This is a genomic window from Prevotella sp. C561, from assembly GCF_000224595.1.
Lineage (GTDB): Bacteria > Bacteroidota > Bacteroidia > Bacteroidales > Bacteroidaceae > Prevotella > Prevotella jejuni.
In genome coordinates this window covers 99,804-115,490 of sequence record NZ_JH114140.1, presented here as the reverse complement: position 1 = coordinate 115,490, position 15,687 = coordinate 99,804, and the positions used below count along the sequence as shown (strand labels likewise).

Here is a 15,687-nt window from a genome sequence, read left to right as displayed (position 1 = left end):
CTGAATAGCTGAAGAGAAGAACAGCCTATCCTCACTTATAAACGCTCACCTCCTTAATATAACAGCCTACACTAACCTAATCAGTCCTAAACAAATGATTCATAAATTCTTACCTCATACAAGTGAGGATATCCAACAGATGCTTGAACGTGTCGGCATAAAGAACCTTAATGAGCTTTATGCAGAGGTACCAGAGAGTATCCGTTTTAAGGGAGACTATGACCTCCCTGACACGATGAGCGAGTTAGAAATACGCAAGTTCTTCGAGAAACTCGGTCAAAAGAACAATAAACTGACTTGCTTTGCAGGTGGTGGAGTGTACGACCATTACGCTCCAAGCGTTATCAATCACCTTCTAAGTCGCTCTGAGTTCTTAACTTCATATACACCTTATCAGGCTGAAATATCACAAGGTACACTCCATTATATATTTGAGTTCCAAAGTATGATGGCAGAACTTACAGGTATGGACATTGCCAATGCATCCATGTATGAAGGCACTACAGCCACTGCTGAGGCTATGATGGTGGCTTTTGACAATGCGAAAAAAGCTGATACAGTGCTCTATTCTGAAACGTTGTGCAAGAATATCATTGGTGTATTAAAAACATACGCACACTTCCATGGCATCAAACTGGAAGCCATCAAGGCCGTTGATGGTGTAACATCACACGCCGACTTAGAGGCAAGGATGCAAGAAGGGGGTGTAGCTGGTGTTATCGTACAGCAGCCTAACCGATATGGAATCATTGAAGATTTCACGGGCTTTGCAGACACCTGTCATAATAAGAAAGCACTATTCATCATTAATAGTGTTGCTGCCGACCTCGCCTTACTAAAGACTCCAAAGGAGTGGAATGCGGACATTGCTGTCGGTGATATTCAAAGTCTTGGATTGCCAATGGGCTTTGGTGGACCTTACGCAGGTTATATGTGTTCAACAGAAAAGCTTATGCGTAAACTCCCAGGACGTATCGTTGGTAAGACAGTGGATAGTCGTGGTCAACGCGTATTTGCCCTTACTTTGCAAGCACGTGAGCAGCATATCCGTCGACAGAAGGCTACTTCCAACATCTGTTCTAACCAGAGTTTGATGGCTCTTTATGCTACTATCTACATGAGCATAATGGGAAAAGAAGGCCTGAAAGAGGCAGCACAGATAAGTTACGATGCTGCTCATTATCTTTGCGAGCAACTCCTTAATTCTAAAAGAGTTAAACTTGTTTACGACAAGCCTTTCTTTAACGAGTTCCTTGTGCATGTTGAAGACCGCGACAAGTTCTTCGATAAGGCTATACAGCAGGGTATTCTCCCAGGAATAAAGGTTGATGATGACAAACTCCTTATTGCCGTTACAGAGAAACGAACTAAAGAGGAGATTGACACACTCGTCGGATTATTATAGTAACACCATGTCTTTCTAAATCTAAACAACAATGAACAATAAACTATATGGCAATCTGATTTTTGAGTTATCACACCCAGGAAGACGTGCTTACAGCCTCCCAGAAAATCAATTTGGACATCATCCTTTACCCGATTTCTGCAAGAGAGAGAAGGATGCTGAGCTACCAGAATGTGACGAGATGACCGTTGTGCGCCATTATACTAACCATAGCGAAAACAACTTTGGTGTAGACAATGGGTTCTATCCATTGGGATCTTGCACCATGAAATATAATCCTGTCATTAACGAAGAGGTCGCATCTATGGCTTCATTCACTGACTTGCATCCTCATCAACCTATTGAAACAGTGCAAGGAGCATTGGAAGTGGAGTATAATATCCAGCGTGCACTTGCTTCTATCACAGGTATGGCTGATGTCACACTCAACCCATACGCTGGTGCACATGGCGAACTTACGGGTTTGATGCTCATTGCTTCTTATCATCAGCAGCGTGGTGACAAGAAACGTACAAAGGTTATTGTACCTGACTCTGCGCACGGAACTAACCCTGCATCAGCCGCAGTTTGTGGATTAGAAATAGTAGAGGTAAAGAGTACATCGGATGGTCTTGTTGATGTAAACGACTTAAAGCCACTCTTAGGTGACGACATTGCAGGAATGATGATGACCAATCCTAACACGTTAGGACTATTCGAGAAAGATATTCCTGAGATTGCTAAGCTCATTCATGAGTGTGGTGGTTTGCTCTACTATGATGGTGCTAACCTCAATCCACTGTTAGGGGCAGCACGCCCAGGAGACATGGGCTTTGACGTTATCCACCTCAATCTCCATAAGACATTCTCAACCCCTCATGGCGGAGGTGGACCAGGCGCAGGTCCTGTTGGTGTTTGTGAGAAACTGATACCATTCCTTCCAAAGCCACATGTAAGCAAGACAAAGGATGGATTTGTTATTGAAGACTCAGAGAATACAGAAGAGTTCTCAACTGCAAACATCCGTATCAGTGGTTATCTCGGTAATTTCCTCGTCATCCTCCGTGCCTATACATATATTCTCACACTTGGTAAGAAGCATATAAAAGAGGTGGGACCATTTGCAACACTGAATGCTAACTATATCAAGGAATGTCTGAAGGATGATTATGAACTTCCTATTGACACTCTTTGTAAGCATGAGTTTGTATTCGATGGCTTGAAGGACAAGAGTACAGGAGTTACGACAATGGATGTAGCTAAACGCTTGCTCGACTATGGTTATCATGCCCCAACAATCTATTTCCCACTTCTGTTCCATGAGGCAATGATGATTGAGCCTACCGAAACAGAGAGCAAAGACACGATTGATGGATTTATCGAAGTGATGCATATCATTGCTAAAGAGGCTCGTGAAAACCCAGAGTTAGTTAAAGGGGCACCTTACAACACTCCTATCGGACGTGTGGATGATGTGCTTGCTGCCAAGCATCCTATCCTTACTTATCGTCAACTTATCAACGACACAGAAGAGAGTGTATAGAAATAGGAGTACTGTTTGGTAAATAAATCTCGCAGATGTTAGTCGATATCGGCATTAGCCACCTTATTATATTATACTAATAGCAACTCGCGCAACTCTCTTCGAGCGATGTGCTCATATTCTGCATGTGTGTTGCGTATAGCAAACACGACAGGAACGTAGACTTAACACCATGTAAGATAATTACATAGCGGAAGTAAGATGTTAGTAGAAAAAATGGAACTACTACCGAAGACTAACATGCGAAAAGATATCCTTATTAAAGTGTTATCAGCCAACAGTAAACATAAAACTATACATTAAACACTCTAACTCTATAATAGAGACTGAATATGAAAAAGACAAATCTATTAATAATCGGTTCGGGACCTGGCGGTTACCGGACCGCTTCCTATGCTGCTCAAAACGGTTTGGAAGTAACGATTATCGAGAAAGGACAACCTGGTGGAACATGCCTTAACTCAGGTTGTATACCAACAAAGTGTCTTGCACATGACGCTGAAATACATCTCATTGGCTCTTCGCTTTACAACACACCTCCCCCACTCGATTTCACAAAAGTCATGGAGAGAAAAGAGGGAGTTATGGGTCAGCTCCGAGATGGCGTAGAGGCATTATTAAGCCAACCTGGTATAACATTTATAAAAGGGAAAGCTCGCTTTGTTTCTGACCATGTTGTCGAAGTGAATGGCGAACAGATAGAGGCTGAGTATATCATCATTGCTACTGGTTCGCGCTCAAAGATGCCACCTTTCATGACTGAGGAAGACTTCTTGAAACAAGATAAAACAGCACAGAACATTGTTACCTCCACCGAACTACTCTCTATTCCAAAGCTTCCTAAGCGTCTTACCATCATAGGAGCAGGCGTGATAGGAATGGAGTTTGCGTCAGCTTTCTCTGCTTTTGGTAGTGAGGTTACTGTCATAGAGTTCATGAAGGAATGTCTCCCCCCTATTGATAGCGACATTGCAAAACGCTTGAGAAAGATATTAGAGAAGAGAGGTGTAACCTTCTATATGCAAAGTGCAGTTAAGAAGATTGTATCTCCTTCAGAAAGTGAACAAGCCCATACAACCGTAATATTTGATAAGAAGGGGAAAGAGACAAGCGTAGAAACCGACCTTGTATTGATTGCTACGGGTAGACAAGCTAATATCGACAATATTGGTCTTGAGTCAACTGGGATAGAAACAAATGGTAGAGGTGTTGTTGTAAACGACAATATGGAAACCAATATAAAAGGAATCTATGCCATTGGTGACGTTAATGCACGTCAAATGTTAGCTCATGCAGCAACATTCCAAGGGTTCCGTGCAGTCAATCATATACTTAAGAAGAAAGATGATATCCACCTTGACATAATGCCATCTGCTATCTTCACCTATCCAGAAGCAGCTTGTGTCGGTAAGACTGAAGACCAATGCAAAGGCGAAGAGATTGCATACACAACTCGGAAGGGTTTCTATCGAGCTAATGGAAAAGCCCTAAGTATGGAAGAGACTGAAGGTATGATAAAGATTCTCTTTGCTGAAGACGGTACTATTCTCGGGGCTCATTGCTTTGGAGCACACTCTGCTGATCTTATTCAGGAGGTTGCGGCATTGATGAATTGTAACGCTAAGTTAGAACAGATACGTGACATCATTCACATCCATCCCACATTAGGTGAGATTCTTCAAGATGCACTTATTTAAGGTTCATCGGGACTTTCGAGTGATAGCTTAAATATTTCTTACAATCTTATAACTAATGAGCTAACCCCTATAAGAGGAGCTGTATGGTTAGTATTAACCTTTTACCAGCATCTTATAGGGGGCTAACTCTTTGATTACCTTCCCCACCCTTACTCCACCTCAGTCAATACATATTGATCTTGAGAAAGGACGAAGGCACTTGTCTGTAGCTCTACATGTGTACAAAATGTAGTATTACACAGTGTGAGACGAAAGTATCCTACTTCTTTCATCAGTATCTTCATAATGCAATCTCGGTACTCAACCCACATTTTGGAGGAATTATTAAAACCGCAAAATATCTTTACAAAGCATTACACTAAACCATCTCAAGACACGACTATACGCACTCTACAACAAAAGATATAATATACAAGTAATCAATGTGTTACATACAGCGTTAAAGAAGACGCCCCTCTTGCTCCAAGAAGGGCGTCTTCTATATGCAAGAAGGGCATATTCTTGAACAGAGAAAGGCCTCTTCTGTCATCTTCTCCAGCCTCTTTCCGAAATATAAGGAGCATGATTACTGAAAATTCTCTACAAATTCAGTCTCCATGGTTAGCGTTAATTGCCTCTTTACCAAAAGTTTTATAGGGTTAACCTCGCATACTGCTCCACTCTTCATCACACCCTTCCAATCAGCGGCCGATAGTTCAGATAGAGGAGTAAGGCAGCTTTTATAGGACAAACCTCACTAATCAAATTACCCTTGCAAGGAAAGAAAAAGAGAAAGGACAAACTGGCTGAATCGTGAAATCATCAGTGGGGAAGCAAAGGAATTACTATCCTTTTTTACATTTATAAGCTATTTCATCACATATAATGGAACAACCTCTTTTAATATCAAAAACGAAAACCACACGAGAACAGGCGCAAACATAAGACAAAACTCATACACCACTTTTAATATCAGAAGCGAAAACCACGCAAGAACAAGTACGAACATGAGACAAAGCTCGTACACCACTTTCAATATCAGAAGCGAAATCCCCTCAAGAAACAACTACATATAAAGGAATAATAATCAAACAGTTAGTATCAAACAAACAATAAACAAGAAAGACTAAAAGCATCATTATGGTGTTCAATCCGTTCTATTATCTAACAATTCTCCGCTCATGACAGAGACCATCATCGGTATTAACGGCCGCGATTTGCTATCAATAAAGTAATTACTTTTAAGTATAAAATGTTTGGAAGATAAAAATCTTTATACTAACTTTGCAGGCAGAAAGGATACGGACTTAGTCGTATCGATTCGATCGGGATAGTCATCAAATAAATTAGAAAACCCGAGATGACTTCTTTTGTTAATGGCGGGCCACATAAAACGCATCTTAGCGACTAAGCCGCAAGGCCGGTGGATTACAAAGACGAGGAGCTCTCTTATCATTGATACTCGGACTTTTCATCACATCGTCGATACGACTTTTCTATTTCCCATTTCTGATAAGAAGAGGGATTGAGGTGGGGTTCCAAAGTGGTACCTCACCTTTTTCAATTTTCAAAGTAACGAAATATGTACAACTTAATTTCCTATAAGGAGCCTGTGAATCAATAAAAACCTTCAAATAACACGCATATACGGGTTTACAAACATCTTACAGGAAATACAAAAAACTTTAGCTATGTTCTCAGGAATAGTAGAAGAAATGGCAATTCTTACAGGGATTGAACATGAACAAGAGAATATCCACTTCACTTTCAAATGTTCGTTTACGAAAGAATTGAAGATTGATCAAAGTATTGCTCACAATGGCGTGTGCCTCACGGTAGTACGTTTTCAAGACGACACTTATACGGTCACCGCAATGAAAGAGACTCTTGAACGTTCGAACTTAGGATTGCTTAAGGTGGGAGATCGTGTAAACATAGAGCGTTCTATGATTATGAATGGCAGATTAGATGGACACATCGTACAAGGTCATGTAGACCAGACAGCCGAATGTATCAACATGGAAGATGCAGACGGAAGCACCTATTTCACCTTTAAATATCCTTACAAACGAGAGATGGCACAACGTGGCTATTTTACAGTAGACAAAGGCTCGGTAACAGTGAATGGTGTTTCACTCACCGTTTGTGAACCAACAGAAGATAGCTTTAAGGTTGCAATCATCCCTTACACACGTGAAAACACAAATTTTGCAGACATTTCTATTGGGTCAATCGTAAACATTGAGTTCGATATACTCGGCAAATATATTGCAAGATTAAACCGTTTATCACAATAGGTATTGTAAACATTTTTGTTACAATACGATTAGACTACCCTAAAAGATGCAAAACTAATATAGAAGAGGAGCTATTAAGTGTCTTTTAGGGTAGTTATATTACAAAAAATAAGTTAATTAGTGGGCTTTTGTATATACATTATCACAGGTTAATGTAAATATTTCTCATATAATTCGTCAATACATTTTATTTTACAAAAAGTTTTATTACCTTTGTTTGCAGATATAGATTATATAGACGAACAAAGGTAGTAAATGAGGAAACAAATAGACATATTCAAAAGCTTTTGGGGCCAAATAATTATTTGGGTTCCACTTTTCCTCATCCCCATCTTGTATGCACCGAGTGGACATACATCTTGGCAGAACGACCTTTCATTATATATAATCCCACTATCCATGATGGTTGTCGCATATATCAACTATTTTGTACTTGCCCCCATCTTACTGAAAGGACGTAAAAAGGAATTTTGGATAATTAATACTCTACTCATTGTATTCTTGTCTGTCATGCAACATGGATTGTTGTACTATACTTCAAGCGAGCAAGACTTACTGAGTTATCCATATCAGATATATGTAGAAAACAAGGAATTATACCCACACTTGTTCTTCATCATCCGTAACATCTTCAATTTAAGCATCTGTGCTGGTGTTGCCACCTCAATACAGATGGCACAAAGATGGTCGAAGGCTGAAAAGGAGAAGCGTGAGGCAGAGACCGCAATGACAAAAGCCGAGTTGGTAAACCTACGTCAACAAGTCAATCCTCATTTCTTGCTTAACACAATGAATAATATCTATGCGCTAACAGCCTTTGACACCGAAAAGGCACAAAAGGCGATTATAGACCTATCAAAGATGTTAAGGCATATTCTCTACGACAATCAACAGCCATACGTATGCTTAAAAGAAGAGGTAGAGTTCTTACACAACTACGTTGATTTAATGATGATACGTATACCAGAGAATGTGGAGATTAAACGTCAGTGTAACATTCCTTCTAACTGCAACATACATGTTGCTCCGATGATATTTATCTCACTTTTGGAGAATGCCTTTAAACATGGAATTAGTCCAGAACACAAGAACTTTATCCATATAAGGTTAGATGCAAATAATGAAAAAATCGTTTTCTCTATAGAAAACAGTAATTACCCTAAGGAAGAAGCCAAAAGAAATGGCCATGGAATAGGTCTTAAACAAGTAGAACGACGCCTTGAACTTGCCTATCCGGGTAAATACAAATGGGAAAAAGGATATGATAGTAACAGAAAAATATATTCAACAAAAATAATCATTTATGACACTAAACTGTATAATCATTGACGACGAACCTTTAGCAGCGGATTTGCTTGCGAGCTATGCAAAGAAAACACTATTCCTAAACCTTATTGGCGTTTTCAATAGTGCTGTAGAAGGCGTAAAAGCCATCCGTGAGAATAGGGTTGACCTCATATTCTTAGATATTCAGATGCCTGAACTTAGCGGACTTGAATTTGCTAAGATTCTACCTAAGGAAACTAAGATTATTTTCACAACTGCATTTAGTCAGTATGCGATTGATGGTTACAAAGCAAATGCTATAGACTATCTGATGAAGCCTATCAGCTATGATGATTTCTTAGATGCGTCTAACAGAGCATTGGATTGGTTCCAGACTACACATCAAGCAGAGAACGCCTCGACAGACCGCTTTATATTTGTAAAGAGCGAATATAAGCTGGTTAAGATTATGTTTGATGACATTCTCTATATAGAAGGACTAAAAGATTATGTTAAGATTTATCTTAATAATGACCATAAGCCTATCATGACACTGATGAACATGAAGAAGATAGAGGAGTCACTTCCTAAGCCAGAGTTTATGCGCATTCATCGTTCTTATATCGTGCACATGAAGAAGATTGATGGAATCGACCGTTTCCGTATTGTTATCGGTGATGCTATTCTACCAATCTCTGATAGCTATAAGACTATCCTTCAAGATTATCTTGACGGACACACATTATAAGTTTAATCTAAAAACTTTTATACATATAAAAGACATCAGCTCCTATCAACGATTTCAGCGCAGATAGGAGTTGGTGTCTTCTTAGTTTATTGATCCCATAATCAACTGTATGCAAGAGGCTATTAATGTTTACTAAAAGTAAGTCCATTGCGTAAAAGTAACCTCCTTTTACATACCAATGTTCTGAAGAGAATTATAATATCGCACATTCCCCCACCCTTTTACACAATGTTATTACCCCCGAATATCATCTATGAAAAGGTCAATTCTTTTGTGATAAATGATTAAGCTGAAAGTAGAAAATATTCAACGAAAAAGTATTCTACAACAGATAAACAAGATTAAGTTTGTTAGCAGGAAACTTATCTATTAAAGAAAACACATGAGAGGCAATATGCAAGAGAAAAAAGATTAGGGATTATATACCTTTATCCCTTATGAAAAACAATTATTCTACACCTGAATAAGTGTTTTATCACTAACCGACAAAATTCTTAAAAATAATTTTGCTGTCATATCTGTCATCATTCATAGGCTCATAACTATCTCGTTTACAGGATAAATACACGAAATGTTAAATATGACAGCAAAATGAATTTAAACTTTTCTTGTTATATAGAGTATCGTTTCTATCTTGTTTCAGAAAGATTTATCACTCTTTACTCCGCAAGTCCCGCCAATGGTAAAACATGGAAATAAACATATACCAAGAAATATCATCAGCTCCTAAGGCATGTAGGACAAAACGCCATTGGTAGTCAAATAGAAGACTTCTAATTATTTACTCGTAGATAAGCTACTACGTTTCGTACGCTTAAACGAGCGATAATCATCAAGTTCTATTTCAACATCTGGTTCTACCAATTCTCCTGCCCTCGGTAGCTGGAACTTCATATACTTAATATTCAATCCACGCTCAATCCATTGATTCTCATAATAAGTATGAATACCAAGAATCTCACGTGTCTTCTCGTCCATCTGAGAGTCCGCCATTTCCTTTTCACCTAATTCATTGTTGTACAAATCTTCCGTACGATATAAGACAGGTAGTTTGTTCACATTGACCATGTAAGTGGTGTAAGTAAAAAGGAAATTAGAGTCTGTCTTTAGATGAACCAACCCACCATCAACCAAGAACCGACGATAACGATTCATGAAGAAAGTAGAAGTAAGACGCTTATGCACATTCTTCATCTGTGGATCTGAGAAAGTAAGCCATATCTCCTGCACTTCATCTTCGCAGAAAAAGCGGTCGATAATTTCAATACTTGTACGTAGAAAGGCTACATTATCCAATCCTTCATTCAAGGCCTGCTTTGCTCCCGTATAAATACGAGCACCTTTAATATCAACACCGATAAAATTAATATTTGGATAGACACGTGCTAACCCAACCGTATATTCTCCTTTACCACATCCTAATTCGAGGACAATCGGATTCTCATTATGGAAATACTGCTCTCGCCAATGTCCCCGCATCTCAAACGGAACTTCACTAACAACGCTATAAGGGTATTGGAAAACATTCTTAAACGTCTCCATTTCTGCAAATTTCTGTAACTTACCTTTACTCATAGTGCAAAGGTACAACAAAAATAAGGAACAGGCTGTAAGGAGTAGAATTTAATTTATTTAGACTGACTGTATATCTATTATTTTATCTCATTACAAGATATTTTTGTATCTTTGTACACTAAAACAGATACATCATGGCAATAAAAGCTGCATTCTTCGATATAGACGGGACATTAGTATCCTTCCAATCACATCAGATTCCAGCCTCCACAATACAGGCTATCAAACAAGCAAAGGAACAAGGTGTGAAGATATTCATTTCTACAGGTCGCCCTGTAGCGATTATAAATAATATCGACTCTATTCGTCATCTCATCGACGGATATATCACTTTCAATGGGGCAAGAACTTTCATTGACGACAAGGATATTACGCTTATGCCCATACCCGAAAACGAGGTGAGAGCTATGCTGGACGATGCAAGTCGACGTGACTATTCTGTTTTGGTATGTGGTAGAACTGATGTGGCGCTTTACAATCATAAACATATCTTTGATGAGATATTCGTCCAAGACTTGAATGTGAACAATATAGACATTCAGAAACCTGTAGAACCGCTTCTCTATCAACCAGTCTTACAGCTCACCCCTTTCTTCAGTGAGGAGGATGAGAGAGGTGTCTTACCTTTCATGCCACATTGCACATCAGCACGTTGGCATCCAAGTTTTACGGACATAACCTTACAAGGAGCTGACAAGGGGAATGCTTTAAGGCAAATGGCAAAGCATCTTGGACTGAGTTTGGAAGAATGTATCGCCTTTGGTGATGGTGGAAACGATATCAGTATCCTACAAACAGCAGGTATCGGAGTGGCAATGGGCAATGCGAATGACAGCGTAAAAGCTGTGGCTGACTATATAACAACAAGTGTTGACAATGACGGAATACGCAATGCCTTTACGCATTTTGGTGTCATCAATAATTCATAAACAAAGCTTATAACATTCAGACGTCAGTATTGATGTAAACAAATTCTAAACATAGGAAATAAAGAAAGTAATGTCAAATAACATAGAACGTTCTTCACAAGAGAAGCGTACAGCCTTTGTGGTTATCTTTGCCTTCTGTGTAATGATTGCTGAAGTAATCGTGGGACTATCTTCCCATTCTATGGCACTCTTCGCAGATGGCGTACACATGGGGTCACACGTATTGGTTATCGGACTTAACTGGGCTGCTTACATACTCGTGCGCCGATTGGAGAACAAGGGAACAACTCATTATGACACAGAGAAAATACTGAACCTATCGGCTTTCACAAGTGGTATTCTATTGATTCTCATGGCTATCTTTATAATCGTAGAGGCAGTAGAACGCTTCACTGCTGAGAGGGAGATTCTCAACTACGAACTTGCGCTTATCACAGCTGGTATAGGCTTAGTGGCAAATACGATTAGTGCTTCTGTACTTCATGGTCACGACGGTACAACAGATTACAACAGTCATGCAGCTTATCTCCATGTTCTCTCAGACGCATTAACAGAGATTGGAGCTATCATAGGAATACTCTGCGCTATGTTTTGGCATATAACATGGATAGACTCTGCAGTAGCTGTAATAAGTGCGTTGGTCGTTCTTCGTTGGGCTAAAAGACTACTGTGGGATACGGGGAGGTCGCTTACAAAGGCATAAACCTACCCTTCTCTGTAGAAAGAAAGGTTTTCCAAAAATATGGACTAATAATCTAAAGCTTATATTATTATAAGGTACACAAATATACAGAGGCTGTCCCCTTATCATTCAAAAACTCTGAAGGGTCTTTATTCTCTCACAGAACGACACAGAAGAACAGATTTTACAAAGGTACACAGAAACGTTAAGTCAACGGATAACACAGAACCATTCAGCTCACATTAGCTATAACGCTCTGTGATATCTGTCGTCGCTTGCCGGCGTTTGTGGGTTCTCCCTGTGAGCAGAAAGGCTTCTGTTCATCTGTGAAAATCTGTGAGAGATAAAATCCCCAACGAGCTACCACAAAAAAACTTGCCCCATGACACCAACCATGGTGCCAGGGGCAAGAAACGAAAATTAAATTACCGATGTATCGTCATTGATATCACATCAATGCCTTCCCGCTGGAAACATAATTAAAACTAAATTAATCAATTCAGTATTATTAAAACCGAACTTTTTCTTTCTTTAATATTGGCCTTATTAGGCTCATTAGCCTTATTAGCCTTATTAGCCTCATTAGGCCTTATTAGCCTTATTGGCCCTATTGGCCCTATTAGCCCTATTAGCCCTATTAGGCCAATTAGCCCAATATCCTTTCCTATCCTTGGCCCGCTACTGGGCCACTTCCTCCTCCATTCTTTTTCTTATCCTCCTTTTTCTTATCCTTGTCCGTCTCTTCCTTCTTCCTCACCGACTCGTAGGAGTTTGCGGCTAACTCTCGCTTCAATTCTCCGCCAGGCGTGAAGACGACACGAGGCTTAATGGTTGCGGTCTTAAAATCCTCTTCCTTCTCGGCTCCTTTGCTCGACAGTGTGACACGCATCGAGCCAAACTCGCCCAACTGAATACTGAAACCATCACGGAGATAATGGGGCAGACAATCGATAAAGTTATACAACACGTTCGACACATCACCACGAGTCAAGGACGAACGCCCTGCAATGTCACGTGCAATGTCATCGAGCGACTTATGCCCAAGGTTAACAGGGTTAGCATAAAACTTTACTTCCTCCCGCTTCTGCGGATTTTTCTTTGGTACTAAACGAATTTTCATGATTCTTCGTGTTTAAAGTTATACATTAGATTCTTATTATCATAGCGTAGGGCAGCACGCTTCTGCAGCTTTCTTTGCGCTTCTTCATGCTGCCCCATTCTATTTTCTTGGTTTGTTTCCTGCCTTTCATCGTCTCTTCTTCCTCCTTTCAGCATCCTTCTCCTGCTAAATACGTATTCCCTTGCTGCGCAATGCGTATCTACGTGCCGTTAGATGCGGTGAGCGCTGCTGCTAAATGCGGTGAGCGCTGCTGTTAGATACGCATCTGACAGCTGCGCAATGCGTATCTACGAGTAGCTAAATACGCATCCGCCAATACGTAGATACGGTGAGCGCAGCGACGGAATACGCATTTATCAGAACCCTGTCCGTTAGGCACTCCCTCCCCTTCGGGGAGAAGCAAGGTGAGACCTTCTTAAACAAAAGCTACTCAAACAACGGCTCAACTCTGTATCCGAACTTTCGACGGGTATTGTTGATAAGAACATAATTTTTGTCGAAAGTCATGCCGAACGCATAATCACTACTCGATAAAATAGTACTTGACGACCAATAGTGACCGTACTTGTCTAGGTCTTGTAGCTGACTTTCTTGCCGATCATCCCCGTACATACCCATGGCAGGCAGATAGAAATAATTGCCTGCGTCAACAGCAGAAGGCAGGAGCTGTCTTACAAACCATCCATTGCCGTTTTCGCTTGGGCGCCAATCGGTTTCATCAACAGCGGTATTTGCATTGTATCCCTGTATATTTGCCTTCTTCTTAAACCATATACCACCTTTATATAAATGATTCATAGTAGTCCATAGCTCGTCTGCGTCCCAACGAGGATCGCCCTCTGCGGCGTACCATGTCATCTCATTCACATTGGGAAGATTTTTGCATGAATGGATAGCTTGAGATACATTAAGGCCCTCGTGATAGTAACGTGAATCCGTATTGTTCTGGGCGTAATCGCTAGAAGTTGTTCCGCCTGGGAGAATCCTATTAAGTGTTGGCTGGCTTCCACCATGGTTCCATTCGTGATTCTTCCAATAATGATCTTGTGCGTCCCACATATAATAATGATTGGCGTCATAATTATGCGGATTAAGGTTAGCTGTAATATCATGGATAGAACCTGCTGTACAGTTAAGTGTAACAATTTTAGAAACTGTTCCTTCTATTGCGCCTTTTGGATTGTCTGTTGTATTGCGAAGCCAGTAACGAATACGGAAAGTATGAGTACCAGGAGCAACGACTGCATAAGTAGCATTCTTACTCATATCATCAGCGGCATTGTCTATTGCAAAGCCCGAACCAGTTGTTACTGTAATCGTCTTAGAACCACCTGAAGTAAGCGTAAGTGTGCCGTCTGCAGCTATATTATAAGTTCCAGCAATCTCATCATCGCTCATAATCTCAACTTTAATCAACGTGCTGCGCTTTACATATTCGTTGTTGGTACGAGGAATTAAGCAAAGATAGGAAGCCTTATGGTTAAGTGTGAATGTATAATCATTACCAGCTTTATTACCTGTGGCTATTCCGCAATCTCCCGATTCACCTGCATGATTAAAGTTATTTGGTGAAGATTGTGTTTGTTCTGTCTTTATCTCTACTTGTGGTTGAGAGCCTGTAACAGCCTTATTGGTGTAAATAATATCATGTGAAGCACCTGTGTATGTACCTGACAACGCAAACGTAGCATAAGACTGGTTTGCTGCAGAAGGTATTGTTGCCGCAGCACTCTGCTGCCAAGTACCAGCATCATCCTTTACCCATATTTTGTCACTGCTACTCCAATTCACAGAAGCACCAGCACCCTTTGTATGGTTAAGGATTGCCGTACGTGTTGTTGCCTCTGGCTGAGAAGTACCTGTAAAGACGGTTGAACCTGTAGGGATATCGCTTTTCTTCTGTTTCCCCTCCTGCACCGTATCATCATTGGCACAGCTGGCAGTAAGCAATAAAGCTGCAAAACCATAACACATGCCTTGCATTACCGAACTTATAGTTAATCTTTTCATAAGTTTATTCATTTTCTTATCAAACAGTTATTAGTTCTTTTCCGTATTATTCCAAGAAGCATCATCCAATTCTTGCTCACTAAAGACATTTCGTTTTGCCTCTCCTGTTACCGTACCAGGTTGAATTTTTCCAGCATTACCACTGGCGTTATTCAACAAGAATTCTGTCTCCGTGCAAACTATGCTGCATTGAGGCTTTTGATAAATCATTCTTTCAGTTACTATCATTTCGTTTAATTTTTAGAGGATACATAAGTCAACGTATCCTGTATTATTGATTAAAATAAAGTTATTATTTCGTACTTAATTTCTTTTTATTTCGTTTACGTAGGGACACAAAAAAGCGAACAAAGGAAACTTCGAAAAGTCCTTTGTTTACAGGGGTTGCACGGCACGCCTCGCGCGCGTATGCGTGAAGAAAAAAGTGGGGAGGTTAGGCCTGGCCTATATGAGAGAG

Annotated in this window: 12 protein-coding genes; 8 read left to right on the top strand and 4 right to left on the bottom strand. The window is 40.1% G+C overall.

Annotated features, from left to right (window positions below):
• The first annotated feature begins 94 nt into the window (after positions 1 to 94).
• The 6 genes from gcvPA (at position 95) to HMPREF0666_RS01965 (ending at position 8,914) form a co-directional block, all read left to right on the top strand.
• Positions 95 to 1,405, top strand: coding sequence for an aminomethyl-transferring glycine dehydrogenase subunit GcvPA (gene gcvPA, locus HMPREF0666_RS01990; RefSeq protein ID WP_009010624.1), 1,311 nt, complete (start codon positions 95 to 97; stop codon positions 1,403 to 1,405).
• A 31-nt stretch (positions 1,406 to 1,436) separates the two neighbouring features.
• The gene (gcvPB, locus tag HMPREF0666_RS01985; protein WP_009010623.1) at positions 1,437 to 2,927 is read left to right on the top strand and encodes an aminomethyl-transferring glycine dehydrogenase subunit GcvPB; all 1,491 of its coding nucleotides are present in this window, start codon (positions 1,437 to 1,439) and stop codon (positions 2,925 to 2,927) included.
• A gap of 332 nt (positions 2,928 to 3,259) precedes the next feature.
• Positions 3,260 to 4,624 carry a dihydrolipoyl dehydrogenase gene (lpdA, locus tag HMPREF0666_RS01980; RefSeq protein ID WP_009010622.1) on the top strand — a complete coding sequence of 455 codons (1,365 nt, stop codon included), beginning with the start codon at positions 3,260 to 3,262 and terminating at the stop codon, positions 4,622 to 4,624.
• Positions 4,625 to 6,294: 1,670 nt separating this feature from the next.
• On the top strand, positions 6,295 to 6,900 hold the full coding sequence (locus HMPREF0666_RS01975; protein WP_009010620.1) for a riboflavin synthase: 606 nt from the start codon (positions 6,295 to 6,297) through the stop codon (positions 6,898 to 6,900).
• A gap of 255 nt (positions 6,901 to 7,155) precedes the next feature.
• A complete protein-coding gene (locus tag HMPREF0666_RS01970) occupies positions 7,156 to 8,229 on the top strand; it encodes a sensor histidine kinase (protein ID WP_009010619.1) in 1,074 nt (357 codons plus the stop codon).
• Positions 8,204 to 8,914 (top strand): LytTR family DNA-binding domain-containing protein, encoded by a 711-nt coding sequence (locus HMPREF0666_RS01965; RefSeq protein WP_009010618.1) that lies wholly within the window; start codon positions 8,204 to 8,206, stop codon positions 8,912 to 8,914. Before HMPREF0666_RS01970 ends, HMPREF0666_RS01965 begins: the two co-directional genes overlap by 26 nt.
• A 777-nt stretch (positions 8,915 to 9,691) precedes the next feature.
• On the opposite strand, the gene trmB is transcribed toward HMPREF0666_RS01965, so the two are convergent.
• Entirely contained in the window at positions 9,692 to 10,489 is a 798-nt protein-coding gene (gene trmB / locus HMPREF0666_RS01960; RefSeq protein ID WP_009010616.1) for a tRNA (guanosine(46)-N7)-methyltransferase TrmB, read from the bottom strand.
• Positions 10,490 to 10,623: 134 nt separating this feature from the next.
• Here trmB and HMPREF0666_RS01955 point away from each other — a divergent pair, with 134 nt between their 5' ends.
• Together HMPREF0666_RS01955 and HMPREF0666_RS01950 are read left to right on the top strand one after the other, a co-directional pair.
• Positions 10,624 to 11,418, top strand: a complete 795-nt coding sequence (locus HMPREF0666_RS01955; RefSeq protein WP_009010615.1) for a Cof-type HAD-IIB family hydrolase — start codon at positions 10,624 to 10,626, stop codon at positions 11,416 to 11,418.
• 70 nt (positions 11,419 to 11,488) lie between these two features.
• A complete protein-coding gene (locus HMPREF0666_RS01950; RefSeq protein WP_009010614.1) occupies positions 11,489 to 12,121 on the top strand; it encodes a cation diffusion facilitator family transporter in 633 nt (210 codons plus the stop codon).
• Between the two features lie 643 nt (positions 12,122 to 12,764).
• On the opposite strand, the gene HMPREF0666_RS01945 is transcribed toward HMPREF0666_RS01950, so the two are convergent.
• From HMPREF0666_RS01945 to HMPREF0666_RS01935, 3 genes are all read right to left on the bottom strand, one after another.
• Entirely contained in the window at positions 12,765 to 13,220 is a 456-nt protein-coding gene (locus tag HMPREF0666_RS01945) for an HU family DNA-binding protein (RefSeq protein ID WP_009010613.1), read from the bottom strand.
• Positions 13,221 to 13,646: 426 nt separating this feature from the next.
• Positions 13,647 to 15,242 carry a hypothetical protein gene (locus HMPREF0666_RS01940; RefSeq protein WP_009010611.1) on the bottom strand — a complete coding sequence of 532 codons (1,596 nt, stop codon included), beginning with the start codon at positions 15,240 to 15,242 and terminating at the stop codon, positions 13,647 to 13,649.
• An 18-nt stretch (positions 15,243 to 15,260) separates the two neighbouring features.
• On the bottom strand, positions 15,261 to 15,458 hold the full coding sequence (locus HMPREF0666_RS01935) for a hypothetical protein (protein WP_009010610.1): 198 nt from the start codon (positions 15,456 to 15,458) through the stop codon (positions 15,261 to 15,263).
• Between the last annotated feature and the right edge of the window lie 229 nt (positions 15,459 to 15,687).